At 68.0% G+C, this 25,161-nt stretch carries 30 protein-coding genes; 19 read left to right on the forward strand and 11 right to left on the reverse strand.

The window, feature by feature from the left end:
* The first annotated feature begins 27 nt into the window (after window positions 1–27).
* The 15 genes from ACTIFS_RS08915 to thiL all read left to right on the forward strand — a co-directional run bounded on the left by ACTIFS_RS08915 (window position 28) and on the right by thiL (window position 11,470).
* Window positions 28–1,083 carry an enoyl-CoA hydratase/isomerase family protein gene (locus ACTIFS_RS08915; RefSeq protein ID WP_439573724.1) on the forward strand — a complete coding sequence of 352 codons (1,056 nt, stop codon included), beginning with the start codon at window positions 28–30 and terminating at the stop codon, window positions 1,081–1,083.
* Window positions 1,080–1,553, forward strand: coding sequence for a DUF6163 family protein (locus tag ACTIFS_RS08920; RefSeq protein WP_439573725.1), 474 nt, complete (start codon window positions 1,080–1,082; stop codon window positions 1,551–1,553). Before ACTIFS_RS08915 ends, ACTIFS_RS08920 begins: the two co-directional genes overlap by 4 nt.
* A 29-nt stretch (window positions 1,554–1,582) precedes the next feature.
* The gene (mmsB, locus tag ACTIFS_RS08925; RefSeq protein WP_439573726.1) at window positions 1,583–2,470 is read left to right on the forward strand and encodes a 3-hydroxyisobutyrate dehydrogenase; all 888 of its coding nucleotides are present in this window, start codon (window positions 1,583–1,585) and stop codon (window positions 2,468–2,470) included.
* A 408-nt stretch (window positions 2,471–2,878) separates the two neighbouring features.
* Window positions 2,879–3,403, forward strand: coding sequence for a transcriptional regulator LdtR (ldtR, locus tag ACTIFS_RS08930; protein ID WP_439573908.1), 525 nt, complete (start codon window positions 2,879–2,881; stop codon window positions 3,401–3,403).
* 22 nt (window positions 3,404–3,425) lie between these two features.
* Complete coding sequence (locus ACTIFS_RS08935) at window positions 3,426–3,554, forward strand: hypothetical protein (RefSeq protein ID WP_439573727.1); 129 nt, start codon at window positions 3,426–3,428, stop codon at window positions 3,552–3,554.
* A gap of 209 nt (window positions 3,555–3,763) precedes the next feature.
* Window positions 3,764–5,038 carry a L,D-transpeptidase family protein gene (locus ACTIFS_RS08940; RefSeq protein WP_439573728.1) on the forward strand — a complete coding sequence of 425 codons (1,275 nt, stop codon included), beginning with the start codon at window positions 3,764–3,766 and terminating at the stop codon, window positions 5,036–5,038.
* Window positions 5,039–5,104: 66 nt separating this feature from the next.
* A complete protein-coding gene (locus tag ACTIFS_RS08945) occupies window positions 5,105–5,305 on the forward strand; it encodes a DUF6898 family protein (RefSeq protein ID WP_439573729.1) in 201 nt (66 codons plus the stop codon).
* Window positions 5,306–5,432: 127 nt separating this feature from the next.
* Window positions 5,433–6,740 (forward strand): serine hydroxymethyltransferase, encoded by a 1,308-nt coding sequence (gene glyA / locus ACTIFS_RS08950; protein ID WP_439573730.1) that lies wholly within the window; start codon window positions 5,433–5,435, stop codon window positions 6,738–6,740.
* 15 nt (window positions 6,741–6,755) lie between these two features.
* Window positions 6,756–7,235 (forward strand): transcriptional regulator NrdR, encoded by a 480-nt coding sequence (nrdR, locus tag ACTIFS_RS08955; RefSeq protein WP_439573731.1) that lies wholly within the window; start codon window positions 6,756–6,758, stop codon window positions 7,233–7,235.
* 3 nt (window positions 7,236–7,238) lie between these two features.
* On the forward strand, window positions 7,239–8,336 hold the full coding sequence (ribD, locus tag ACTIFS_RS08960) for a bifunctional diaminohydroxyphosphoribosylaminopyrimidine deaminase/5-amino-6-(5-phosphoribosylamino)uracil reductase RibD (protein WP_439573732.1): 1,098 nt from the start codon (window positions 7,239–7,241) through the stop codon (window positions 8,334–8,336).
* Window positions 8,337–8,339: 3 nt separating this feature from the next.
* Window positions 8,340–8,954: a riboflavin synthase gene (locus ACTIFS_RS08965; protein ID WP_439573733.1), complete on the forward strand. Its 615-nt coding sequence runs from the start codon at window positions 8,340–8,342 to the stop codon at window positions 8,952–8,954.
* A gap of 25 nt (window positions 8,955–8,979) precedes the next feature.
* Complete coding sequence (gene ribH / locus ACTIFS_RS08970; RefSeq protein WP_439573734.1) at window positions 8,980–9,465, forward strand: 6,7-dimethyl-8-ribityllumazine synthase; 486 nt, start codon at window positions 8,980–8,982, stop codon at window positions 9,463–9,465.
* Window positions 9,465–9,950, forward strand: coding sequence for a transcription antitermination factor NusB (nusB, locus tag ACTIFS_RS08975; RefSeq protein ID WP_439573735.1), 486 nt, complete (start codon window positions 9,465–9,467; stop codon window positions 9,948–9,950). The genes ribH and nusB overlap by 1 nt, the downstream gene beginning before the upstream one ends.
* 86 nt (window positions 9,951–10,036) lie before the next feature.
* Window positions 10,037–10,393: a DUF1428 domain-containing protein gene (locus ACTIFS_RS08980; RefSeq protein WP_439573736.1), complete on the forward strand. Its 357-nt coding sequence runs from the start codon at window positions 10,037–10,039 to the stop codon at window positions 10,391–10,393.
* 81 nt (window positions 10,394–10,474) lie between these two features.
* Window positions 10,475–11,470 carry a thiamine-phosphate kinase gene (thiL, locus tag ACTIFS_RS08985; protein ID WP_439573737.1) on the forward strand — a complete coding sequence of 332 codons (996 nt, stop codon included), beginning with the start codon at window positions 10,475–10,477 and terminating at the stop codon, window positions 11,468–11,470.
* 26 nt (window positions 11,471–11,496) lie between these two features.
* Here the strand turns inward: thiL and ACTIFS_RS08990 are convergent, their stop codons facing one another.
* The 4 genes from ACTIFS_RS08990 to ACTIFS_RS09005 form a co-directional block, all read right to left on the reverse strand.
* A complete protein-coding gene (locus ACTIFS_RS08990; protein ID WP_439573738.1) occupies window positions 11,497–11,967 on the reverse strand; it encodes an Lrp/AsnC family transcriptional regulator in 471 nt (156 codons plus the stop codon).
* A gap of 13 nt (window positions 11,968–11,980) precedes the next feature.
* Complete coding sequence (locus ACTIFS_RS08995) at window positions 11,981–12,748, reverse strand: ABC transporter ATP-binding protein (RefSeq protein ID WP_439573739.1); 768 nt, start codon at window positions 12,746–12,748, stop codon at window positions 11,981–11,983.
* Window positions 12,736–13,479, reverse strand: coding sequence for an ABC transporter permease (locus ACTIFS_RS09000; RefSeq protein ID WP_439573909.1), 744 nt, complete (start codon window positions 13,477–13,479; stop codon window positions 12,736–12,738). The genes ACTIFS_RS08995 and ACTIFS_RS09000 overlap by 13 nt, the downstream gene beginning before the upstream one ends.
* Window positions 13,480–13,561: 82 nt before the next feature.
* Window positions 13,562–14,602 (reverse strand): ABC transporter substrate-binding protein, encoded by a 1,041-nt coding sequence (locus ACTIFS_RS09005; RefSeq protein ID WP_439573740.1) that lies wholly within the window; start codon window positions 14,600–14,602, stop codon window positions 13,562–13,564.
* Window positions 14,603–14,835: 233 nt separating this feature from the next.
* Between ACTIFS_RS09005 and ACTIFS_RS09010 the strand changes: the two genes are divergently transcribed.
* Window positions 14,836–15,330: a peptide deformylase gene (locus ACTIFS_RS09010; protein ID WP_439573741.1), complete on the forward strand. Its 495-nt coding sequence runs from the start codon at window positions 14,836–14,838 to the stop codon at window positions 15,328–15,330.
* Between the two features lie 21 nt (window positions 15,331–15,351).
* Here the strand turns inward: ACTIFS_RS09010 and ACTIFS_RS09015 are convergent, their stop codons facing one another.
* The 3 genes from ACTIFS_RS09015 to ACTIFS_RS09025 all read right to left on the reverse strand — a co-directional run bounded on the left by ACTIFS_RS09015 (window position 15,352) and on the right by ACTIFS_RS09025 (window position 18,217).
* Window positions 15,352–16,869 (reverse strand): tripartite tricarboxylate transporter permease, encoded by a 1,518-nt coding sequence (locus ACTIFS_RS09015; RefSeq protein WP_439573742.1) that lies wholly within the window; start codon window positions 16,867–16,869, stop codon window positions 15,352–15,354.
* Between the two features lie 5 nt (window positions 16,870–16,874).
* Entirely contained in the window at window positions 16,875–17,282 is a 408-nt protein-coding gene (locus tag ACTIFS_RS09020) for a tripartite tricarboxylate transporter TctB family protein (RefSeq protein WP_439573743.1), read from the reverse strand.
* Between the two features lie 164 nt (window positions 17,283–17,446).
* Entirely contained in the window at window positions 17,447–18,217 is a 771-nt protein-coding gene (locus tag ACTIFS_RS09025; RefSeq protein WP_439573744.1) for an enoyl-CoA hydratase/isomerase family protein, read from the reverse strand.
* A 193-nt stretch (window positions 18,218–18,410) separates the two neighbouring features.
* On the opposite strand from ACTIFS_RS09025, the gene pimC reads away from it, so the two are divergent.
* Complete coding sequence (pimC, locus tag ACTIFS_RS09030) at window positions 18,411–19,610, forward strand: pimeloyl-CoA dehydrogenase large subunit (RefSeq protein WP_439573745.1); 1,200 nt, start codon at window positions 18,411–18,413, stop codon at window positions 19,608–19,610.
* A 235-nt stretch (window positions 19,611–19,845) separates the two neighbouring features.
* Window positions 19,846–20,997, forward strand: a complete 1,152-nt coding sequence (locus ACTIFS_RS09035; protein ID WP_439573746.1) for an acyl-CoA dehydrogenase family protein — start codon at window positions 19,846–19,848, stop codon at window positions 20,995–20,997.
* Window positions 20,998–21,010: 13 nt separating this feature from the next.
* On the opposite strand, the gene ACTIFS_RS09040 is transcribed toward ACTIFS_RS09035, so the two are convergent.
* Genes ACTIFS_RS09040 through ACTIFS_RS09055 form a run of 4 tightly spaced genes read right to left on the reverse strand, consistent with a single transcriptional unit; the run spans window position 21,011 to window position 24,152 of the window.
* The gene (locus tag ACTIFS_RS09040) at window positions 21,011–21,823 is read right to left on the reverse strand and encodes a molybdate ABC transporter substrate-binding protein (RefSeq protein WP_439573747.1); all 813 of its coding nucleotides are present in this window, start codon (window positions 21,821–21,823) and stop codon (window positions 21,011–21,013) included.
* Between the two features lies 1 nt (window position 21,824).
* Window positions 21,825–22,691: a substrate-binding domain-containing protein gene (locus ACTIFS_RS09045; RefSeq protein WP_439573748.1), complete on the reverse strand. Its 867-nt coding sequence runs from the start codon at window positions 22,689–22,691 to the stop codon at window positions 21,825–21,827.
* A gap of 31 nt (window positions 22,692–22,722) precedes the next feature.
* Window positions 22,723–23,451, reverse strand: coding sequence for an ATP-binding cassette domain-containing protein (locus tag ACTIFS_RS09050; protein WP_439573749.1), 729 nt, complete (start codon window positions 23,449–23,451; stop codon window positions 22,723–22,725).
* 5 nt (window positions 23,452–23,456) lie between these two features.
* Window positions 23,457–24,152: an ABC transporter permease gene (locus ACTIFS_RS09055; protein WP_439573750.1), complete on the reverse strand. Its 696-nt coding sequence runs from the start codon at window positions 24,150–24,152 to the stop codon at window positions 23,457–23,459.
* Window positions 24,153–24,230: 78 nt separating this feature from the next.
* Between ACTIFS_RS09055 and ACTIFS_RS09060 the strand changes: the two genes are divergently transcribed.
* The gene (locus ACTIFS_RS09060; protein ID WP_439573751.1) at window positions 24,231–25,157 is read left to right on the forward strand and encodes a substrate-binding domain-containing protein; all 927 of its coding nucleotides are present in this window, start codon (window positions 24,231–24,233) and stop codon (window positions 25,155–25,157) included.
* The last annotated feature ends 4 nt before the right edge of the window (window positions 25,158–25,161 follow it).

Below are 25,161 nucleotides of genomic sequence, written 5' to 3' on the forward strand. Positions count from 1 at the left end.
ATGACAGACGCAGCCAAAGACGCAGCCGTGGAACCTGAAGTGCTTCTCGAGCGGCGGGGCACCGCCGGCATCATCACGCTGAACCGGCCGAAGGCGCTGAACGCGCTGACGCTGACCATGGTCCGCGAGATGCGCAAGTCGCTCGATTCCTGGGCGGCGGATCCGGGGGTCACGCGCGTGGTGGTCAAGGGGGCCGGCGACCGTGCCTTCTGCGCCGGCGGCGACATCCGCGTGCTGCACGACCTCGGCAAGTCCGGCCGGCATGAGGAGGCGCTGGCCTTCTGGCGCGAGGAATACGAGCTCAACATCCTGATCAAGCGCTATCCCAAGCCCTATGTCGCCCTCGTCGACGGCATCGTCATGGGCGGCGGGGTCGGCATCTCGATCAATGGCAGCCATATCGTCGCGGGCGAGCGGTTCACCTTCGCCATGCCGGAGGTGGGGATCGGCTTCTTCCCCGATGTCGGCGGCACCTATTTCCTGCCGCGCATCCCCGGCGAGGCGGGCGCCTATTTCGCTCTCACCGGAGAGCGCATGAAGCAGGGCGATGCCCTGTCCACCGGGCTGGCCACCCATGTCATGGCCTCCGCGCGCTTTGCCGAGGTGCTGGAGGCACTGTGCGGGCGCGAAAGCGTCGATCACACGCTGGAGGCCTTTGCCGAGATGTCGATGCTGCCGGCAAGCGTGACCAGCCGTCGCTCCGCCATCGACCGGTGCTTCCGCTTCGACACGGTGGAGGCGATTGTCGCCGCGCTCGATGCGGAGGGCGCGACCGACCCTTGGTGCGCCGCGCAGGCGGCCACGATCCGCACGAAATCGCCGACCTCGCTGAAGGTCGCGCTCGCCCAGGTGCGTCGCGGCGGGTCGATGGACTTCGAGGAGGCCATGCGGACCGAGTTCCGCATCGTCTCGCGCATCTGCCGCGGACACGACTTCTACGAGGGCGTGCGCGCGGTCATCGTCGACAAGGACAATGCGCCGCGCTGGCAGCCGGCAGCGCTTGACGGGGTGACGCCGGCCATGGTCGAGGCCCATTTCGCCCCGCTCGACGGCGGCGAACTCGTGCCGCCGGTCCGGCCATGACGGTGCCCGCCGACCAGACCCGGGGCGAAGCGCCGATTGCCGCGCCTGGCAGCGTGGTACGGCTCGACTGGGCGCGCATCTTCCGCCTGTTCATGAAGGTTCTGGCCGTGCTGACCATCGGCCGCGGACTGTTCCACTGGGCCGTTATCTGCGGCCTGCCCAATGCCGACGGCATCACGTTCGAGGATTTCGCGCCGGGCCTGCAGGCGGCGACCGTGTTCTTCGCCGTCATCGAGCCGGTGGCGGGCGTCGGGCTCTGGCTGGCGGCATCCTGGGGTGGGGTTGTCTGGATCATCGCCGTCCTGGTCGCGGTGGGCATCGATGCGGCCGTGCTGATCGGCATGCAGGGCTGGGTCCAGTCCGCCGCGCGTCCGGCCATGGCCTCGGCCGCCGATCTCGCCCTGCTTGCCTTCTACATCCTGGTCGCGGCGGCTGCGGGCCGTCAGGCCGACGAACCGGCCGCCGACTGAACCGCGGCCAGACACCTCTGGGGGACACAATGAGCACCATCGCCTTCATCGGTCTCGGCAATATGGGCGGCCCCATGGCCGCCAACCTCGTTAAGGCGGGGCACCGCGTCCTCGGCGCGGATGTGACGGAGGCGGCGATGGAGCGCCATGTCGCGGCCGGCGGCCAGCGCGCCGCATCGCTGGTCGCGGCGGTCGCCGAGGCTGACGTGGTGGTCACCATGCTGCCCTCCGGCCGCGAGGTGAACGCGCTCTATCTCGGCGAGGCCGGCATCATCGCCCATGCCAGGGCCGGCGCGCTGCTGATTGATTCCTCGACCATCGACGTCGATACGGCGCGCGCGGTCTGCAAGGCCGCCTCCGGCAAGGGCCTCGCCATGCTGGACGCCCCGGTCTCCGGCGGTGTCGGCGGCGCAACGGGTGGCACGCTCACCTTCATGTGCGGCGGCGAGGATGAAACCTTCGCGCGGGCAAAACCCTTTCTGGAGGCCATGGGCAAGACGATCGTCCATGCCGGCGGGCCGGGCAATGGCCAGGCCGCCAAGATCTGCAACAACATGATCCTCGGCATCACCATGATCGCCACCTCCGAGGCCTTCGTTCTGGCCGAGAAGCTCGGCCTCGATGCCCAGAAGCTGTTCGACATCGCCTCGAAGTCCTCCGGCCAGTCCTGGTCGCTGACGACCTATTGTCCGGTGCCCGGACCGGTGCCGACCTCGCCGGCCAATCGCGACTATCAGGCCGGCTTCACCGCCGCCATGATGCTCAAGGACCTGAAGCTGGCGCAGGATGCCGCGCGCTCCGCCGGTGCGGTCACGCCGCTCGGCGCCGGGGCGACCGCGCTCTACGGTCTCTATGCGGCGCAGGGCGAGGCCGGGACCGACTTCTCGGGCATCGTGAATTTCCTCCGCGGCACGTGACGCGCCGACAGGTGACGTAACGTCATCACGAGCCGTGCTGAATGGAGTATGAAGGCGGTCGCGGCCTCTTTCGCGACCGTGCGGGACGGCTTGGTTGACCCGTCCTTTCCAATTTTCGAAGCCTTCGTAAACACCGGCGGGGCAAGGCCGGAATCATCGGGATTCCGATCCTGAATCAATCCTTGCCGGAACTGCTGTAGGTTTATGCAAATACAACGAGACATTACTGAGAAATCAACGCAAGTTCTTGTTCACCTGTCAATGGTTAAGCCGCCTTCATCCTGTTTGTTCGGCCAGTCTTAAAATTCGCGGCTCTAGTCTGGGGTCACAACGAGCGGAGGACAGGGCCGCTCGGCCGAGGGCGAAAAAAGCTCCGGCACCCCACAGGACAAGAGGCGTCCCATGAGCATGATCACCAAGACGCGGGAGATCGCGTCGCCCCCGATCTCGCCAGACCGCCTGGAGCGGTTCGAGGCCATCACTCCCGTCTACATGGAAGCGCTGACGCTGATCGAGCGGCTGCACCGCCGCCTGCTCGACGTCATCAAGGACGAGTTCGACCGGCGCAACCGCTCGGACATCAACGCCGTCCAGGCGCTGCTGCTGTTCAATATCGGCGACCGCGAACTGACCGCCGGGGAACTGCGGACCAAGGGCTATTATCTCGGCTCGAACGTCTCCTACAACCTGAAGAAGCTGGTCGAGATGGGCTACCTGTCCCACCAGCGCTCGCGGATCGACCGCCGCTCGGTGCGCATCAGCCTGACGGCGCAGGGCCACGAGATCGCGGAGATCGTCAAGGCGCTCTACGCCAAGCACGTCCGCACGGTGGAGCAGGTCGGCGGCGTCTCGCTCGACGACTTCAAGGCGCTGAACAAGTCGCTGCTCAGGCTCGAGCGGTTCTGGACCGACCAGATCCTCTATCGCCTGTGAGCCTGGCGTAATGACCTCTGCCATGTCTTCCACCCTTGCCAACTGGCCGGCACTGATCGCCGGCCTCACCATGGTGCTGGTGCTTGCCGAGAACGCGCTTGGCGTGACCGGGGCCGTGCTGTTTCCCAGCCTCGACGACCCGGCGGAGTGATCGCCGCGACATGTTCGCCCATCAGCGGATCGTGAACCCGGCGCGGCCGCCGCGCCGGGCTTTCCGCCGTCTGCAGGGCCGTCATGCCTTGAACTGGTCACAAATCTTCCGCTTAAGGAATGACCCGCCGTCATGGGATTTCTTAAGCATGATGGTGTCCAGTCCAGACTGACGGCCGGGATGTCCCGGCGCCCAGCCGGAGACGATCCGTGGTGCACCGTACGATTTCTCCGTTCCTGTCTGCCGGCCCCAGCCGGCGCGCTCTGCTCGCGGGCCTTGCGGGCCTTGCAGTCGGCGGCGCGACCCCCGCCCTGTCGCAGGGTGTGCGCGGCGGGCGGCAATCGGCCGAATGGTCGGATCATTTCGATGCCGGCTCGCGCGGCCGCTCCACCCGCAATCCCTATCCGGTGCTCGGGCCGCACACGGTGCAGGGCCTCGAACAGGCGATCGCCCAGTACCAGACGATCGTGTCGCGCGGCGGCTGGCAGCCCGTGCCCGGCAGCGAGCGGCTCCGCACCGGCATCCGCCGTCCCGCGGTGGTGGCCCTGCGGGCGCGGCTGATCGCCTCCGGCGACCTCGATGCCTCCACCGGCCGTTCGGACATCTTCGATTCCTTCGTCGACACGGCGGTCAAGCGCTTCCAGCAGCGCCATGGCATCTCGCCGGACGGCCTCGTGCGCGCCTCCACCTATGCCGCCCTGAACGTGCCCGCCGACATGCGGCTGCGCCAGCTCGAGACCAATCTCGTGCGTGTCAGGGCCTTTTCGGGCTTCCTCGGCGGCCGCTTCATCGTCATGAACATTCCGGCCGCCCAGCTCGAGGCGGTGGAGAACGGCACGGTGGTGTCCCGCCATGTCACGGTGGTCGGCAAGATCGACCGCCAGTCGCCGGTCATCTCGACCCGCGTTCAGGACATCAATTTCAACCCCTTCTGGACGGTGCCGGCCTCGATCATCCGCAAGGACCTGATCCCGAAGATGCAGACCGAGCCCGACTACCTCGCCAAGAACCGCATCCGCGTGTTCAACAGCCAGGGCCAGGAAGTGCCGCCGGAATCCATCAACTGGAACTCGATGGATGCGCTGAACTACCGGTTCCGCCAGGACCCCTTCGAGGGCAACTCGATGGGCAATGTCCGGATCAACATTCCCAACCAGCACGCCGTCTACATGCACGACACGCCCTCCAAGGGCCTGTTCGGCGAGGACCAGCGCTTCCATTCCTCGGGCTGCGCGCGCGTCCAGAACGTTCGCGAGCTCATCGCCTGGATCCTGCAGGGCACGCAGTGGTCGCGCGCGGAGATCGACCGGGTGTTCCGCACCAATGACCGGGTCGATGCCAAGCCGCTCCAGCCGGTCCCGGTCTATTGGGTCTATGTGACGGCCTGGGCCAATCCGGACGGCCTGGTCCAGTTCCGCGACGACATCTACCAGCGCGACGGCATCGGCCCGCAGGCCGTGCTCCAGCCGGCCGCGCTGCGCTGATCCCACGGCGCGGCGAACAGGCGGCAGATCGCGTGCGGTCGTGCCGGTTCATGGCACACTCGCCCCATGCCCGATTCGTCGCAGCGCACCGTCTATTTCGAGCATACGGCCGTCGGCGCCTATCTGCGCGTCGCCGCCATCTGTGCCGAGACCGGCACCGAGGTCGTGGTGATGGGGCCGGTCGGCGCGGCTCTCCACGATCTGGAGCGCCTTGCCCTGCGCAAGCTGGAGCGTCGCCTGGCGCAGGATGCGGGCGGTTCGGGCTGATCCCCCCACATGGTCTGGTGTCGGACCGGCCCGCAAGCCTTGGACTCGGGCCCAGCGCTGTGCTACCGGCTTGGCCCTGTCCCGAACCTGCCGGCGCCCGGCGCCGTGTCCCACGGAGCCATCCCGGATGTCGACCTCCTCCGCCCGGTCCACCGAGCCGTTCGACGGCTTCTTCTCCGCCTCGCTGGAAGACAGCGATCCGGTCATCTTCGATGCCATCCGCAAGGAACTCGGCCGCCAGCAGCACGAGATCGAGCTGATCGCCTCGGAGAACATCGTCTCCCGCGCCGTCATGGAGGCGCAGGGCTCGGTGATGACCAACAAATATGCCGAGGGCTATCCGGGCAAGCGCTACTATGGCGGCTGCCAGTTCGTCGATATCGCCGAGACGGTGGCCATCGAGCGGGCCACGAAGCTGTTCGGCTGCAGGTTCGCCAACGTCCAGCCCAACTCGGGCAGCCAGGCGAACCAGGGCGTGTTCATGGCCCTGATGCAGCCGGGCGACACGTTCATGGGCCTCGACCTTGCCGCCGGCGGGCACCTGACGCATGGCTCGCCGGTCAATGTCTCCGGCAAGTGGTTCAAGGTTGCGCCCTACACGGTGCGCCTCGAGGACCAGATCATCGACATGGACGAGGTCGCCCGCATCGCGCGCGAGACCCAGCCGAAGGTCATCGTGGCCGGCGGCTCGGCCTATGCCCGCTTCTGGGATTTTGCCCGCTTCCGCGCGATCGCCGACGAGGTCGGGGCCTACCTGTTCGTCGATATGGCCCATTTCGCCGGGCTCGTGGCGGGCGGGGCCCATCCCTCGCCGTTCCCGCACGCGCATGTGGTGACCACCACGACGCACAAGACCCTGCGCGGGCCGCGCGGCGGCATGATCCTCACCAATGACGAGGACCTTGCCAGGAAGTTCAATTCCGCGATCTTCCCCGGCATCCAGGGCGGTCCGCTGATGCATGTGATCGCCGCCAAGGCGGTGTCCTTCGGGGAGGCGCTGCGCCCCGAATTCAAGGCCTATGCCCATGCCGTGGTGGCCAATGCCAAGGCGCTGGCGGAGACGCTGAAGTCCCACGGCTTCGATCTCGTCACAGGCGGCACCGACAACCACCTCATGCTGGTCGACCTGCGTCCGAAGAACCTCACCGGCAAGGCGTCCGAGGCGTCGCTCGGCCGCGCCTACATCACCTGCAACAAGAACGGCATCCCGTTCGACCCGCAGAAGCCCTTCGTCACCTCCGGCATCCGGCTCGGCACGCCGGCGGGCACCACGCGGGGTTTCGGCATCGCCGAGTTCAAGCGCATCGGCGATCTCATCGCCGAGACGCTGGATGGCCTCGCCCGGGCCAATTCCGAGGAAGGCAATGCCCAGGTCGAGGGGGCCGTGCGCGCGAAGGTGGAGGACCTGACCACGCGCTTCCCCATCTATTCCTGACGGCAAGGGCGGGCCGTGCGCTGTCCCTTCTGCGGCTTCGCTGACACTCAGGTGAAGGATTCCCGTCCGACCGAGGACGGCTCGGCCATCCGCCGGCGGCGCGTCTGTTCCGAATGCGGCGGGCGTTTCACGACGTTCGAGCGCGTCCAGCTGCGCGAACTGGTGGTGGTCAAGCGCTCCGGCAAGCGCGTGCCGTTCGACCGCGACAAGCTGATGCGCTCCATCCAGATCGCGCTGCGCAAGCGCCCCGTCGACCCCGACCGGGTCGAGCGTCTCGTCTCCGGCATCGTCCGCCAGCTGGAAGCCTCGGGCGAGAGCGAGATCCAGGCCGAGAATATCGGCCGGATCGTGATGGAGGCGCTGAAGGCCCTCGACGACGTCGCCTATGTCCGCTTCGCCTCGGTCTATCGCGATTTTCGCGACCCGAAGGACTTCGAGCAGCTCATCGGCGAGATGGCCGAGGACGGCGAGGCGGGCGGCGAACCGGACCGGTAGCTCATGGCAAGGCCGGGGTTCTCGCCGGACGACCACACCTTCATGGACCATGCGCTGCGCCTCGGCCGGCGCGGGCTGGGGCTCACCTGGCCGAATCCGTCCGTCGGCTGCGTGCTGGTGCGCAATGGCGCCATCGTCGGCCGTGGCCTGACCCAGCCGGGTGGCCGTCCGCATGGCGAAACGACCGCCATCGCCCATGCCGGCGCTGCGGCCAGGGGCTCGACCGCCTATGTGACGCTGGAGCCCTGCTCGCACTACGGCCGCACCGCACCCTGTTCGGATGCGCTGGCCCGCGCCGGCATCGTGCGCGTCGTCTGTGCCATCGGCGATCCGGACCCGCGCGTGCGCGGTCGCGGCTTCACCATGCTGCGCGCCTACGGGATCGGCGTCGATGTCGGGCTCGGCGAGGAAGAGGCGGGTCTCGACCATCGTGGCCATTTCACCCGGGTCCGGCTCGGCCGGCCCTTCGTCCAGCTCAAGATGGCGCTTTCCGCGGACGGCTTCGTCGCCGCGTCGGGTGGCGCCCGTACCGCCATCACCGGCCCGCGCGCCAATGACCGCGTGCATCTGATGCGGGCCATGGCCGATGCCATCATGGTTGGCATCGGCACGGTTCTGGCCGACGATCCGATGCTGACCTGCCGGCTGCCCGGCATGGAGCACCGTTCGCCGGTGCGCGTGGTCGTCGATTCCCGGCTGCGCCTGCCGCTGGCCTCGCGCCTCGTCGCGACCGCCCGCGACGTGCCGACCTGGGTGCTTGGCACCGTCGGCGCCCCGCCGGATGCCGAGCGCGCTTTGAGGGCTGCCGGCTGCGAGGTCATGCTGGTGCGCCGCCTCGACGACGGCACTCTGGATCTCGGCGCCGCGCTGCGGCTCATCGGCGTGCGCGGCATCACCCGCGTCCTGGCCGAGGGAGGCCCGCGCCTCGCGGCCGGCCTCATCGGTTCAGGCCTTGCCGACGAGATCGTGCTGGCCCGATCGCCGGATCCGCTGGGGACCGGGGTGCCGGCCTTTTCCGCGCCCTTGCCCGACCGCTACCGGCTGGCGGCGACCGAACCCGCCGGCCGCGATATCATCGAGACCTACCGCCAGGAGACCTGAACCATGTTCACCGGCATCATCACCGACATCGGCGAGGTCGTCGCCGTGGAGGAACACGGCTCGGCCCGGCACCTGACAATTGCCTGCGTCTATCCGGCCGATTCCCTGCCGCTCGGCGCCTCAGTCTGCCATATGGGCGTCTGCCTCACCGTCACTTCCCTGAAGGAGCAGGGCGGGCGGACGCTGTTCACCATCGACGCTTCCGGCGAGACGCTGGCGCGCACGACCCTCGGCGACTGGCAGCCGGGCCGCAGGGTCAATCTCGAACGCGCGCTGCGCATTGGCGACGAGCTCGGCGGCCATATCGTCACCGGCCATGTCGACGGCGTCGCCGCGATCGTCTCGCGCGAGGACCGCGACGGCACGGCCTGGTTCGTGTTCCGCGCGCCGCGGGATCTGGCGAAGTTCATCGCCGAGAAGGGCTCGGTGGCGCTTGACGGCACCTCGCTGACCGTCAACAGCGTGACGGACGACACGTTCACCGTCACCATGATCCCGCATACGCTGGCCGTGACCACCTGGGGCGAGGCGAAGGCCGGCGACTGGGTCAATCTCGAAGTCGACATGATGGCCCGCTACGCCGCCCGTCTTGCGGATGCGAGGGCGCAGGGCTACTAAGCGGCCCCGATTGCAGGAGACCCCGATGGCCGCCCCGCGTTCCGCGCCCGAGCACGTCGTCCCGACCCATGCCCGCGTGCTGGTCGTGGAGGCGCGCTTCTACGATGATCTGGCCGATGCGCTTCTGGAGGGCGCGAAGGCGGCGCTTGCCGAGGTGGGGGCGACCTGCGAGGTGCATACCGTTCCCGGCGCGCTGGAAATTCCGGCCGCCATCGCCATCCTGATGGATGGCGCCGCTGCCCGCGGCCAGCCTTTCGACGGCGCCGTGGCGCTCGGCACGGTCATCCGCGGCGAGACCACCCATTACGAGATCGTCTCCGAGGAGAGCTCCCGCGCGCTGATGGACCTGTCGGTCTCGCGCAGGATGCCGCTCGGCAACGGCATCCTCACCGTGGAAAACGATGCCCAGGCCTGGGCGCGCGCGCGCCGCACCGAGATGGACAAGGGCGGGGGGGCCGCGAAAGCCTGCCTCGCGATGATCCGCCTGAAGCGGTCGGCGGAGCAGCACTGATGGCCGATGTCGCCCCCAAACAGGCGAACAAGCGCGGCACGGCGCGGCTCGCGGCCGTGCAGGCGCTGTACCAGATGGATGTCGCCGGCAGCGACATCAACGACGTCATCGGCTCGTTCCAGACCTTCTGGATGGGCCGCGAGGTGGAAGGAGAGACCTATCTGCCGGCCGACCACCAGTTCTTCCGCGACATCATCCAGGGCGTCATGCGCGAACAGCAGCGCATCGACGTGGCGGTGGACCTGATCCTGACCGACACCTGGCCGTTGCGCCGCATCGAGGCGGTGCTGCGCGCCGTGCTGCGCGCCGGGGCCTATGAGCTGTTCGAGCGGCCGGACATCCCGGCCCGCGTCATCATTGCCGAATATGCCGATGTGGCCGACGCCTTCGTCGACCGCGAGGAGGTCGGCATGGTCAATGCGGTGCTCGACCGCATCGCCAAGCGCATCCGGCCCGCCGAGATGGGCGAGGCGCCGAAGGCCTGAGCCGTCCGGCGCCCGCTGCTGACCTCTCCGTGACGCGACGGCCCTTAGGGTCCGTCATCCGCTGATACAGCCGAACGGAGCAGGTCATGCCCTATGTCGATGGATTCATCCTTGCGGTGCCGAAGGACAGGCTTGCCGACTACGAGGCCATGGCACGGACGGCCGGCGAGGTCTGGAAGGAGCACGGCGCGCTCGCCTATGTCGAGTGCGTGGCCGACGACGTGCCCTATGGCGAAGTGACCTCGTTCCCGCGCGCCGTGCTGGCAACGGACGACGAGATCGTCGTCTTCTCCTGGATCGTTCACGAATCGCGCGAGAAGCGGGACAAGACCAACGCCAGGGCCATGGCCGATCCGCGCCTGAAGATGGACGATCCGTCGCAATATCCCTTCGACGGCAAGCGCATGATCTATGGCGGGTTCAAGACACTCCTGGAGATGTGAGGCGGCCGGTCGGACGCGGCATGGTTCGTCCGGGCGGCAGGCGGTAGGATCATCGCCCTGTTCCCGCCTGCAGCCGATGCCATGCCCCGCCCCACCGAAGACGAACTGATCGCGCGCCACCTTGGCCCCCTCGCTGTCGCGGCGGGAGCGGACGGCCTCACCGACGATGCCGCCGTCATTCCGGAAGGTGAAGGCGAACTGGTCGTCACCAAGGACATGGCGATCGCCGGGGTTCACTTCTTTCCCGACGATCCGCCCGCCATGATCGCGGCCAAGGCGCTGCGCACGAATCTGTCGGACCTTGCCGCCAAGGGCGCCGTGCCGGTCGGCTTTCTGCTGGGCCTCGGCCTGCCGCCGGACTGGACCGAGGACTTTCTCGCCGCCTTCTGCGCAGGCCTCGCCGCCGACATCGCGGCCTATGCCTGCCCGCTCTATGGCGGTGATACCGTGAAGGTTCCCGGCCCGCTGACGCTCTCCGTCACCGCCTTCGGCCGGGCTCGGCGCTGGGTACGCCGGCGCGGGGCGAAGGCCGGCGACCTCGTCTGCGTCACCGGCACGATCGGAGATGGGGCGCTGGGCCTGACGGTCAGGCGGGCGCGGCGCGACCCGGCCACCGCTCCCGCCTGGGTGAAGGCACTCTCGGTGGCGGAGGCCGATCATCTGGAACGCCGCTACCTGCTGCCCGAACCGCGCTGCGGCTTTGCCGATGCGGTCGCCACCCATGCGACCGCCGCCATGGACGTGTCCGACGGCCTTGCCGGCGACCTTGCCAAGCTGCTTGCCGCCTCGGGCGTAGGTGCCGTGGTCGATGCCGGCAGGGTGCCGCTGTCCGAGGCCGCCCGCCGTGCACTGGCCATCGAACCCGCCTTGCTGCCGGCGGCGCTGACCGGCGGCGACGACTACGAGATCCTCCTGACCTGTCGCCCGGAGGTGCTGGGAGACCTTGCCTCCGCCGCCGCCGGAGCCGGCATTGCCATTACGGCCATCGGCGAGATCACGGCGCGTGACGGCCTCGTCGTCTCGGGCGCGGACGGGCGACCGCTCGACCTCGGCGCCGGCCGCTTCCAGCACTTCTGATCCTGTCCGCGCCCCCGGCGCAGGCCTCAGGCCGGTTCTGCCGGCACCGCATAGGCCGTGGTCGACTTGATGCGCTCCATGGCGAAGCGCGAGGTGACGTTCTTCAGCGGAATGGTCTCGATCAGCCGCTTGTAGAAGCCGTCATAGGCGGCCATGTCGGTCACGACGACGCGCAGCATGTAGTCGACATCGCCGGCCATCCGGTAGAACTCCATCACCTCCTGCATGGCCGCAACCGTTTCGGCGAAGCGGACGAGCCATTCGCGCGAATGGTCGTTGGTCTCCACCGAGACGAAGACCGTGAGGCCGAGGCCGAGTTTTTCCGGAGCGACGAGGGCGACGCGCTTCAGGATGATTCCGGCCTCTTCCAGCTTCTGGATGCGTTTCCAGCACGGCGTCGTCGACAGGTGGATGCGCGCGGCCAGTTCGGCGATGGAGAGCGTCGCGTCCTCCTGCAGGAGGCGCAGGATCTTGCGGTCGGTGGCGTCGAGCTTCATCAGTCCCGCCCGTTCAGATGCCGGAGCCGTCGGTTTGGTCAACGGCTCCGATATGGCGGCGCACGTCGCGGATGGTGGCCGCGGCGCTGTCGGCATGGCGGGGACGCGGCCGTGGCTCGGTGACGGCGTGATCGGCAACCACGCGACCGGGCGTGCCTGCCAGAACCACCACGCGGTCGGCCAGATAGGTCGCCTCCTCGATGTCGTGGGTGACGAAGAGCACGGTCTTGCCGGTCGTCTGCCAGATGCGGACGAGCTCGTCCTGCAGGCCCTCGCGGGTGATGGCATCGAGCGCCGAGAAAGGCTCGTCCATCAGAAGGACCTCGGGCTCGACCGCCAGCGCGCGGGCGAGCGAGACGCGCTGGCGCTGCCCGCCGGAAAGCTGGTGAGGCCAGCGCCGTGCAAGATCGGCAAGACCCACGACCGTCAGGGCCTGAAGTGCCCTGGCATGCCGCTCGGCACGCCTGAGGCCCCGGCCTTCCAGTCCGAAGGCGACATTGTCGATCACCCGCCGCCACGGCAGCAGGCGCGAATCCTGGAACACGAGCGCGAGCGGCTGGCGCTCGGCGGAGCGGGTGGCGACCTCCACGCTGCCGGCGCTGGCCCGTGCAAGGCCGATGAGGACCCGCAGCAGCGTCGACTTGCCGACGCCCGACGAGCCGACGATGGCCACGAAGTCGCCCCGGCCGATGGACAGGTTCAGCCCGCTCAGGACCTCGTTGCGCTGGCCGTCCCGCTCGAAGGTGAGGCCAAGTCCGCGGATGTCGATCACGCCTTCCATCGCAGCACCCGGTCCTGAATGGCCACGAACAGCGTGTCGAGAAGGCCATAGAGCGCGGCCATGGTCAGCATGTAGACGACCACGATCTCGCTCGCGAGCAGGCTGGAGGCCTGGATCATGCGCTGGCCGAGGCCCGGAACGCCGAAGATCTCGGCTGCGACGACGGCCATCCAGGCCTGGCCGAGGGCCGTTCGCACCCCGACCAGGATGCCCGGCATGGCCGCCGGCAGCAGGATCTTGAACAGGCGCTCGCGGGCGGAGCGGAAGCCGAAGGCATCCGCCACCTCGATCAGGTCGCGATCGACGCCGCGCACGGCGCCATGGGCCGCGAAGAAGACCACCCAGAAGACGCCGATGGCGATGATGAACACGGCCGCCGCGGGCGTCACCCCGAACCAGATGATGGCGAAGGGCACCCAGGCAAGGCCCGGGATCGGCCTCAGCAGGCGGACGATCCACGCGGTCAGATCCTCGGCCAGCCGTGACATGCCGGTGGCAACGCCAAGCGCGAGCCCGAGGACGCAGCCGACGCCGAGACCGATCAGGTAGTGACCGAGACTGGCGCTCACCGCCGACTGCCAGGCCCCGCTGGTCAGTTCGTACCAGAAGGCGCCGGGAACCGAGGAGGGTCCCGGCAGCAGCAGGGGATTGAACAACCCGATGCGCGGCAGGGCTTCCCACAGGAGCAGGAAGGCAAGCAGGCCGCATGCGGCGAGCCCGACGCGGCGCAGGCCGTCGAAGGTCGGGTTCGGCAGGCCGATGGATATCAGGGGCTCTGTGCGCACGGGTGCCTGCGAGGGAACCGGCATGGCCTCAACTCGCCGCGGGAGCGCGCTGGTGGAATCGCGTATCGAACAGGTCGTCCAGCGGCACGGCCTGGCGCAGCGACCCGAGCCTGACCTGATAGTCCTGCATGGCCTTGGTCGGCGCGATGATCGCCTGCGGATCCGTCTCGAACTTGCTCGCCGGCGATTTCAGGGCCGCGGCAATGGTCGCGACATTAACGATTCCCTTGGCGAGGTGTGCGGCGACGTCGGGGGCCGCCCTGTCGGGATCGCGGCGCAGCAGGGCGCCCGCCCTTACGACCGCATTGACGAGCACCTGGACCTTGTCCTCGTGCCGCTGCAGGAAGCTGCCCGACACGGCGACGACGCTGCCGGGCTGGCCGGGGAACAGCTCGTCCCCGACCGCGACGAGCTTGATGGCCGGATTGCGCGTCCGCACGATGGTCAGCGCCGGCTCGCGGATCGTGGCGCCCTCCACCGCGTCGGCGAGTACGGCCTGCTGGGTCGCATCGATGCCCATGGCGACGATCTCGACATCGGCCCGGTCGGCCTTGATCTGCTCCCACAGCCAGTATTGCAGCGTGGTGTTCGGCACCGAGCCCGGCGGCTGGGTGGCGAGGCGGGCAGGGCGCCCGGTAGCCGCCCGGTAGTGGCGGAAGGCCTCGGCGGGCGCGACGCCCGGCTTGAAGTGGGCGGCCAGCCGCGGCGTGGCGACGAACACGTTCTCGCCGGTTGCGGTGGATGAGACCACCTTCACATCGACACCGCGCGAGCGGGCAACGCCCAGCGGCGCAACGCCGGCGACATAGACGTCGATCGTCCCAGATGCGACCGCCTGGATCATGTTCGGCCCGGACTCGAAGGTGGTGAAACCCAGCGCAAGGCCGCCCTCGCGAGCCCAGCCCTGCCTGTCGGCGACGAGAATGGGAGCGGCGCCGACGATCGGGATGAACCCGACTCGCGCCGCCACGGCTGCTCCCTGGGCACTGGACCTGCGGTTGAGAGCAGGAACGGCGAGGCCGGCGGCACCGGCGATGACGAGGCGGCGGCTTGGTCGAAAAGCTGTCATGTCGAGTTCCTACGGCTCTGAGCGGACTTGGAGCATAGGAATTAGAAAATTATTCTGATAGCAGCAATACAGGCAGCGCAAATAGAAATATTGTACTACTACATGGGCCAGAAATCAGAACGGCAGTCTGCTTTCGGGAAAGGCCGCATCCTGCCTGTCCTCCCTTTCGCCCATCCGCCGGTTTCCGGTAAACGGTGCGTCGGGCCGATTGGCGCTGTGTGGAGGAGAGAGCCGTGCCGGCGCGACCGCTCGTCATGTATCCGGACCCGCGCCTGAAGGCGAAAGCTGCGCCCGTCGAGGAGTTCGGCCCGGAGCTGGAGCAACTTGCGCAGGACCTGATCGACACGCTGGTCGCAGCGCCGGCCATCGGACTGACCGGTCCGCATGTCGGCGCGATGCAGCGCCTTGTCGTGGTGAGGCTCGCCGATGACGCGCTGGTGCGCGTCTATGTGAATCCGCAGATCGTCTGGACGGCTCCCGAAACCCGCGTCGAGCGGGAGGGCAGTGTGTCCATGCCCGGCATTTCCGAGGAGATCGAGCGGCCGGCGCGCATCGGCCTGACATGGCGGACGCTTTCCGGATCCGAAGAGCAGGGCGCGGCCGACGGCTTCCTCGCCGTCGTCCTGCAGCACGAGATCGACCAGCTCGACGGCATCTTCTGGCTCGATCGCCTCTCGCGCCTGAAGCGCGAGCGGGCGATCCGGCGCTACGGCAGGCAACGCGGGTGAACGGCCCGCGCCGGACTCACGTCAGGCCGATTCTGACGGGGCAGGGGTGGCCGGCTTCGCGCGCGAGGGCCTCAGGGACGTCCACAGGGCCCAGAGCAGCAGGCCGATGGCCAGGGTCAGCAGCGTGCCGCTGATCGGCCGCTCGAACAGGGCGAAGAAATTGCCGCGCGCCATGAGCATGGCCCGGCGGAAGTTCTCCTCGATCATCGGGCCGAGCACGAAGCCGATCAGCAGCGGCGCCGGCTCGAACCCGAACATGCGCATGGCATAGCCGAGCAGGCCGAAGACCAGCGCCAGATAGACGTCGAAGACGTTGTTGTTCACGCTGTAGACGCCGATGCAGATCATCACGAGGATGGCCGGATAGAGCCACTGGTAGGGCACCGAGAGGATGCGCACCCACAGGCCGATGAGCGGCACGTTCAGCACCACGAGCAGCACGTTGCCGATCCAGAAGCTGGCGACAAGGCCCCAGAACAGTTCCGGCCGGGTGGTCATAAGCATCGGGCCGGGCGCGATCCCGTGGATCATCAGGGCGCCGAGCATCAGCGCCATGGTCGCAGCCCCCGGAATACCCATGGTCAGGGTGGGAATGAAGGCGGTCTGCGCGGCCGCATTGTTGGCCGCTTCCGGCGCCATGACGCCCTCGATGGTGCCCTTGCCGAAGCGCTCGGGCGTCTTGGACACCTTCTTCTCCACCACATAGCTCATGAAGGCGGCGATCGTCTGGCCGGTGCCGGGCAGGGTGCCGAAGAACGAGCCGATGGCCGAGCCGCGCACCATCGGCATGAGCGAGCGTTTCAGCTCGCCTGGCCGCGGCAGCATGGAGCGGAACGTGATGCGCGTCTGCGGCTTGTGATCCTTGCCGTCGATCGAGGCGATGATCTCGGAAATGCCGAACAGCCCCATGGCGAGCGCGATGATGCTGACCCCGTCGAACAGCGCCGGCATGCCGAGCGTGAAGCGCTCGGCTCCGGTTTCCAGATCAGCCCCGATACAGCCGATCAGCACGCCGAGCACCACCATGATGATGCCCTTGATCGGCGTGCCCTGGCTGATGGCGGAAGCGGCGAGCAGCCCGAACAGCATGACCGCAAAATAGTCCGCTGGCCCGAAGGCGAGGGCCACCTTCACCAGCAGCGGCGCAAAGCCCATGAGCAGGAGGATGCCGACGCTGCCGCCGAAGAACGAGGCGAGCGTGGTCATCAGCAGCGCCTCGCCGGCCCGGCCCTGCTGGGCCATCGGATAACCGTCGAGACAGGTGACCGCGGCCGATGGCGTGCCTGGCAGATTGAGCAGGATGGAGGCGATGGAGCCGCCATATTCGGCGCCGTAATAGACGCCCGCCAGCATCACGAGGGCGGCCGTCGGCGGCAGGTAGAAGGTCACCGGCAGCAGCATGGAGATGGCGGCGAGCGCGCCGATGCCCGGCAGCACGCCGATGAACGTGCCGAGGAACACGCCGAGGAAGCAATAGAACAGGTTGTCCGGGGAAAAGGCGGTCTGGAAGCCCAGCGCCATGTTGGCCAGAAGGTCCATCGCGATCAGAAGCCTTTGAAGGGCCGCATGGGCATGCCGAGCAGCTTGATGAAGATGATGTAGGCGCCCACGCAGAGGAGCAGGCCAAGGATCACGGCGGACAGGGGGCGCGACCGCTTGTCGGCAAGGGCCGCCACCAGGACGGTGCAGAAGATGGCCGGCATCAGTCCGAAATAGTCCATGGTCAGCGCGAAGGTCAGGATCGCCGCGCAGATGCTGACCAGGGGGCGCCACTGCGCTTGCGGCAGCGTGGCGGGCCTGAAGAAGGACAAGCCGATGATGATCAGGGACAGCAGGATGAGGGAGCCGGAGGCGAGCACGGGATAGTAGCCCGGCCCCATGGCCGTCGCGCTTCCGATGGAAAGCCTGAGCGCGCGCACGAAAAACCACACGCCAACGGCAAGAAGCAGCAAGCCGCCCAGAAGATCCCGCAGATCAAACTTCAGATTGCCAATTTTTTCCACAGCTCGCATCACAATTTCACATATTCACAGATATAGCGATCCGATTCGGAACGCTCGCGATGGTTATGGATCAGTTTCACGCTGCAACAAGCGGGAATTGTCGAGAAACTGACCTACCAGCGCGGCCGTCGTTTTTCAACAAAGGCGCGCAGACCTTCCTGCGCGGCGTCTGTGGCCACCACATTGCAGAAATCCTCTACAGCGGCCGCGATCGAGCGGCGGTAGTCGAGATCGTTCTGTCGCATGAAGGCGGCCCGTCCGAGACGCATCACCGTGTCCGACTTGGCGGCAAAGGTCCGCGCCATCGCGGAGGCTGCCGCGTCGAGGTCGGCATCGGCCACCACGCGGCTGACAAGGCCGAGTTCCGCCGCCTCGCGGGCGGTGAAGCTGCGGCCGGTGAACAGCAGTTCAAAGGCCCGGTGCCGCCCGATGATGCGCGGCAGGTGGGCGAAATGGATGGCCGGCAGCACGCCGATATCGATCTCCGGATAGCCGAACGTGGCGCTTTCGGCGGCAATCAGCACGTCGCAGGAAATCGCCATGGTGACGCCGCCGCCGCGGGCCGTTCCGCTGACGGACGCGATCGATGGCCGGCCGAGGTCGTGCTGGGCGTCGTAGAGATCGACATAGAGGGCAGTGAGGAACTCACGCACCTCCATGCCCGACTTGCCGATGAGGATGTCGAGGTCGAGCCCTGCCGAGAACCGTCCCGAGACCGCGCTGGTCAGGATGACCGCACGCACGGCCGGATCGCCGCCGATCTGGCGGAAGGCCGCAACCACCGAGCGGATGAAGTCGAGGCTCAGCGCATTGACCGGCGGGCGGTCCAGCACGATGCGGGCAATGCCGTCCCCGGTCTCGATCCTGACGTGCTGATGGCTCATGGCGCTCCTCCCTGTCGGCGTGCGGCTGCAATCTGGACGCCTCCGCCACCGCTGTCTCCGGCCCGGGCCTCTCCCATAGGTGACGGTTGCCAAGGTCGCCCCGGAGGGGTTCAATGCGGCAAAACATTCGCGCGGGTATGTCAACGTCGGCCACCCGCCGCGCCGCGCGCCGAGGAAGACGCTGGAGGACCGGATGGAACTGAAGTTCACCGACGAGGAAATCGCCTTCCGCAAGGAGGTCCGGGACTTCATCGAGGCCAAGCTGCCGAGGGCGCTGCGCGAGAAGCTCGCGAGCGGCCACCACGCCTCGCGCGACGACATCGTGTTCTGGCAGCGCACCCTCAACGAGAAGGGCTGGGGCGTCGCCCACTGGCCGGTCGCCTATGGCGGCACCGGCTGGGATGCGGTGAAGCAGTACATCTTCCTTGAGGAGATGATGATGGCGCCGTCGCCGCCGCCGCTGGCCTTCGGCACCTCGATGGTCGGACCAGTGATCTATACGTTCGGTTCGGACGAGCAGAAGAAGCGCTTCCTGCCGCGCATCGCCAATCTCGACGACTGGTGGTGCCAGGGCTTTTCCGAGCCCGGTGCCGGCTCCGACCTTGCCGGCCTCAAGACCAAGGCGGAAAAGGCTGGCGATCACTGGATCATCAACGGCCAGAAGACCTGGACGACGCTCGGCCAGTATGCCGACTGGATCTTCGTGCTCGCCCGCACCGATTCCACCGTGAAGAAGCAGGAGGGCATCTCCTTCATCCTCGTCGACATGAAGACTCCCGGCATCACCGTGAAGCCGATCCAGACGATCGACGGCGGCCATGAGGTGAACGAGGTGTTCTTCGACGACGTGAAGGTGCCCCTCGAGAACCTGGTCGGCCAGGAGAACAAGGGCTGGGACTATGCCAAGTTCCTGCTCGGCAACGAGCGCACCGGCATCGCCCGCGTCGGCATCTCCAAGCAGCGCATCGCCAAGATCCGCGAGATGGCCGCGATCGAGCAGCGCGGCGGGCGCCCGCTGATCGAGGACCAGCGCTTCCGCGAGAAGATTGCGGCCGTCGAGATCGAGCTGAAGGCACTCGAGATCACCCAGTTGCGCGTGATTGCCGGCGAGAAGAAGCGCGAGAAGGGCAAGCCGGACCCGGCCTCCTCCGTCCTGAAGATCAAGGGCTCGGAGCTGCAGCAGGCCACGACCGAGCTCCTGATGGAGGTGATCGGCCCGCATTCGGCGCCCTATACGCTGGACGACGACCACGGCTCCAACGAGCCGCCTGTCGGGCCGGAATGGGCGCAGACGATCGCGCCGACCTATTTCAACGTGCGCAAGGTCTCGATCTACGGCGGCTCGAACGAGATCCAGAAGAACATCATCGCCAAGGCCGTGCTGGGGCTCTGAGCGGGCACTCTGCGAGGCCGGAATGCGTCCTTCGAGGTTCGCTGCGCCCGCACCTCGGGACGAGGTGAGACAGCGACCTGCACGAAGGACGACTGTGAATGCTCCGGCACGCCGCCGGGGCCAGACACAACCCCTCCAATCCTGAGGTGCGAGCGCAGCGAGCCTCGAAGGACCCACTTCCAACGGGCGTCGCATCGTCGCTACGCGAACCGACAACGAGATCAGCAGGCTTCCCATGGATTTCGACCTGACAGAAGAACAGCAGCTCCTGAAGGACTCGGTGGAGAGCTTTCTCGCCGATACCTACGATTTCGAGAGCCGGCGGAAGATCGCTGCCCTGCCGGGCGGTTGGAGCCCGGACGTCTGGTCGAAGTTCGCCGAACTCGGCCTCGCTGGCCTGCCGTTTGCGGAAGCGGATGGCGGCTTCGGCGGCGGGGCGGTCGAGACCATGCTGGTGGCCGAGGCCTTCGGGCGCCGGCTGGTGCTGGAACCCTGGCTCGCCACGGTCATTCTTGGCGGTGGCGTGCTGAAGCGGGCCGGCTCTGCCGACCAGAAGGCCGCCAACATCCCGGCCATCGCCGATGGATCGCGCACGCTGGCGCTGGCCACCACCGAGCGGCATTCGCGCTATGACCTGTTCGACGTGACCGCCACGGCCAGGCGGGAGGGGTCCGGCTACGTGCTGGATGGCGAGAAGGCGGTTGTCGTCCATGGCGGCACGGCCGATGCACTCATCGTGTCGGCCCGCACCGCCGGTGGCCGGCGCGATCATGGCGGGATCGGTCTGTTCCTCGTGCCGGGCGATGCGGCGGGCCTCTCGCGCCGCGACACGCCGACCCAGGACGGCACGCACGCGGCCGAGGTCACCTTGTCCGGGGTGCGCGTCGACGCCGACGCCGTGATCGGCGATCCGGAGGGCGGCCTTCCCGTGCTGGAAGCTGTCGCCGACGAGGCCATTGCGGCGCTCTGCGCGGAGGCCGTCGGGGCGATGGACGAACTGACCGCGGTCACGGTCGACTATCTCAAGCAGCGCAAGCAGTTTGGCATCAATATCGGCTCGTTCCAGTCGCTGCAGCACCGGGCCGCCGAGATGTTCGTCGCGCTCGAACAGGCCCGCTCCATGGCCATCTTCGCGGCCATGACCGCCTCGACCGAGGACCCGCAGGAACGCCGCGCGCTGGCCTCTGCCGCCAAGGTCCAGATCGGCCGCTCGGCCCGCTTCATCGGCCAGCAGGCGGTCCAGCTCCATGGCGGCATTGCCATGACCATGGAGTACAAGGCGGGGCACTATTTCAAGCGCCTCACCATGATCGACACCCTGTTCGGCGACACCGACCACCACCTCGCGGCCGTTGCCGACTATGGCAGGCTGGTCACGGCGGCCTGACGGCCGCCGTCACTCAGTTGGTCGCTTCGCGTGGCAGGCCAGGGGCCGTGAATCCGTGGCTCGCAAGGATGCGCTGTCCGTCCGGTGACAGGATGAACATCGCCAGCCGGACCGCACCGGGCGATGCGCCGGTCATCAGGGTCAGTCCATAGTCGGCGCCGACGGCCAACCCCTCCGGCAGGCGCACGACCCGGATTCCCGGCTGTTCGCGGGCGATGGGGCCGGCATTGGTGCAGTAGGCCAGAAAGAGATCGGCCCGACCCTCGGCAAGGACATGGCCGTAGACATTGCGACCCTGGGGAGCCGGAGCACTGGTCGGCCCGCCCGTCAGCTGGAGCGCCTTGGCCTCGAGGGCGGCCCGGCTGCCAGATCTGATCTGCTCGGCACGGGCGAAGACCTGGAAGGCGTAGTCGCCGGCCGGATCTGCCCGCGGCGTCGAGGTCCCGAGCTTCACCGCGGGGTCGAGCATCCGGTCCAGCAGCGTGCCTGCACTCACGTCGAGGCCCGGTCGGACGAAGGCGCAAAGCTCGTTGCGCGCGAACAGGACGACCGGTCCAGCCTTGCCGGCGCCCGCCAGAGCGGCAGGGTGGTTCATGTTGGCGGATGCAAAGACTTCCGCCTTCTCCCCGCCGGCAATGGCATCGCGGATCAGGCCCGATGGCCTGTAGGCCTGCGTCACCCTGAGTCCTGTCTGGGCCTCGAAGGCGCGGCTCGCCTCGGTCAGGGCGCCCCGAAGACTGCCTGCGGCATGGAGCAAGACCGGTTCCGCGGCAGAAGCGGCGCCCGCCGTCATGGCGAGCACCCCAAGCGCAAGGATGGCGCGCATCTCACACCCCCGACTCGGTCGCGTTCGGAAAGAACAGCTGCTCGCCGCCGATCTTGTAGTCCGCGATGGCCTTCTGGCCCTCGGGGCCGGTCACCCAGTCGATGAAGGCCTGGGCATCGGCCGTCTTCACATGCGGGTGTCGCTGCTGGCTGACCAGCATGATGCCGTACTGGTTGGCGAGGCGGCGGTCGCCCTCGACAAGGACGGCAAGCCCGCCGCGGTTGCGGAATGACAGCCAGGTGCCGCGATCCGACAGGACGAAGCCGTTCATGCCGGAGGCGGTGTTCAGTGCGGCGCCCATGCCCTGGCCGATCTCGCGGTACCAGGAGCCGCGGGTCGCGGCCAGGTCGATGCCGGCGGCGCGCCACAGCGCCAGCTCGGCCTGATGGGTACCGGAACGGTCGCCGCGGGAGACGAAGGGTAGCGCGCGCGACTGGATGGTCTTCAGAGCTGCGACGATATCGCGGGTGCCCCGGATTCCGCTGGTGTCGGCCTGCGGCCCGATCAGAACGAAGTCGTTGAACATGACAGGCCGGCGCGGGCCGCCAAAGCCGTCGGCGACGAATTTCTCCTCGGCCGCGCGCGCATGGACGAAGACGACGTCCGCATCGCCTCTCCGCCCGGTGTCGAGCGCCTGTCCCGTGCCCTGGCTGATGACCCGGACGTCAATGCCGGTCTTCGCCTTGAACAGCGGCAGGAGGTGGTTGAACAGACCGGAATCCACCGTCGACGTCGTCGACGCGACGGTGATGAAGCGCGTCCCCGCGGCGGCCTGGGGTGTAGCGGGCCGAGGGTCCTGGGCAAGGGCGGCCGTGCCGGCGAGGGCCAGGGCTCCGCAGGTGAGGATGAGGTGGCGTCGCGTGATCATGTCGTCTCCCTTTTGTCGGTTGTCGTGTCTGCTACCAGGGGAGGTCGCCAGCGATGAACGCCCGCGCCTCCTGCGATTCCGGTTCGGCGAAGAAGGCCTGCGCTGGCCGGTCCTCGACGAGCTTGCCCCGGTCGATGAACAGCACCCGGTCTGCGAGCCGGCGGGCCTGGCCAAGGTCGTGCGATGCCATGACGAGCGTGACACCCTCGGCTCTGAGCGCTGCAAGCATCTGCTCGATCTGCCGTGTGGCGCCCGGGTCGAGCTGCGAGGTCGGCTCGTCGAGGAACAGCATCTCTGGCCGCAGCGCCCAGGCGCGGGCAATGGCCAGGCGCTGCTGCTCGCCGCCCGACATCAACCGGGCCGGGCGGCCTGCGAAGGCCGTCAGCCCGAAACGCTCCAGCGCCTCATCCGCCCGCTCGGTGCGCTCGCGGCCGGCTGCGCCCGTGGCCGCCAGTGCGTGAAGGACATTGGCGCGCGCCGAGCGGCGCAGCATGACCGGCTTCTGGAACACCATGGCATGGCGCCTCACGCCGGCAACGCTGCCCCCGTCTGTGGCCCAGCGGACCTGGCCGGCGGTCGGCCGGATCAGCCCGTGGCAGAGCCGCAGCAGCAGCGACTTGCCGGCACCGTTCGGGCCCAGAATGGCGGTCAGTCCGACACGCGGCAGCGTCAGCGAAATGCCGTCGACCAGACGGCGGCCGCCAGCCTCGAAGACCAGGCCGTTGACCGCAAGCGGCAGGATGGAGGCGGTGTCACGCATGCCGGTCATCCCGAGAAGCGCGCGCCGATGCGGCTGGCGCCGAAGGTTGCGGCATTGATCGCCAGCGTCAGCAGGATCAGCACGATGCCGAGGCCAAGCGCCAGCGGCAGATCGCCCTTGGACGTTTCCAGCGCGATGGCGGTTGTCATGGTGCGGGTGTAGCCGGCGATATTGCCGCCAACGATCAGCACGGCGCCGACCTCGGCGCTGGCGCGCCCGAAACCAGCGAGCAGGGCGGTTGTCAGGGCAAAGCGCCCGTCCCACAGCAGCGTGGGGATGGCGCGCGCGCCCGTCAGGCCCAGCGAGGCGAGGTGCTCGCGATATTCCCCGTGGAGGTCCTCCACCAGTTGCCGCGTGATCGCGATGACGATGGGCAGGACCAGGATGGTCTGGGCGATCACCATCGCGGTTGGCGTGAACAGAAGGCCGAGCGCGCCGAGCGGGCCGGACCGCGACAGCGCGAGGAACACGATCAGCCCGGCGACCACCGGCGGCAGGCCCATCAAGGCATTGACCACGACGATGACGAGCGAGCGACCGCGAAACCGGGAGAGGGCGAGGAGCGCACCCAGCGGCAGGCCGATCACCGCGGCGATCAGGACTGCAGCCAGTGTGACGGTAAGCGACAGCCGCACGATGGACAGGAACTGCGGATCCAGTCCCACGATGAGCGCCAGGGCGGCGGCGAAGGCGGCCGTCATATCCAAAATGCGTCGATCCCCGTTCTGCTTTTATTTGCGCTGAATATCTTCCAAAGCATCAGCTTCTCAAAGTATGGAATGAATGCAATCATGCGCAACATGATGCAGGTCGATGCCTATCTGACAACCGAGGAGGCCGCTGCCTATCTGCGGCTCAAGGAACGCAAGCTCTACGAGCTCGTGGCGCACCGGGCCGTTCCCTGCTCGAAGGTCACCGGCAAGTGGCTTTTCCCGCGTGCGGCGCTCGACCGCTGGGTGACTGCGGGGCTCGCCCTGCCGGACGGGCTGGTTCTGTCGCCGCCACCGCCCATCGTGGGCGGCAGTCACGATCCGCTGCTCGAATGGGCGGTGCGCCAGTCGGGCTCGGGGCTGGCGCTGCTGTCGGAGGGGTCCGAGGCGGGTCTCGACCGTCTCGGGCGCGACGAGGTGTCGCTCGCGGCCATTCACCTCCATGGCGACGAGGGTTCTGACGGGGATGATGACGCTGCCAATGTGGAGCGGGTGGCGGCCCGGCCCGGCCTGCATGATGCCGTGGTCATCGCCTTCGCCCGCCGCGAGCAGGGCCTGCTGACCGCCAGGGACAATCCGCTCGGGCTGGACGGGCTTGTCTCTGCGGCGGCGCGCAACGCCCGGTTCGGCCTCAGACAGGCGGGTGCCGGGGCGCAATTGCTCCTGCGTCGGCTCGCCGGACAGGAAGGCCTCGCCATCGAGGCCCTTGCCGCAGTCCCGCAGCCCTATCCGACCGGTGCCGACCTCGCTCTGGCCATCCGCGCGGGGGAGATCGACTGCGGCATCGCCACGCGGGCCGTGGCGGCAACGCATGGCCTGGGGTTCCTGCCGCTCGCCTGGGAGAGATTTGACCTGGTCATGCGTCGCCGGACCTATTTCGAGCCTGGCCCGCAGCGCCTCCTCGCGCTGCTGCGAAGCCCCCAATTCGGCGGCCGGGCTGCAGATCTCACCGGCTACGATATCGCCGGGACCGGTGCCGTGCGTCTCAACATGTGACGAA

The organism is Phreatobacter sp. (genome assembly GCF_051860605.1).
Taxonomy (GTDB): Bacteria; Pseudomonadota; Alphaproteobacteria; order Rhizobiales; family Phreatobacteraceae; genus Phreatobacter.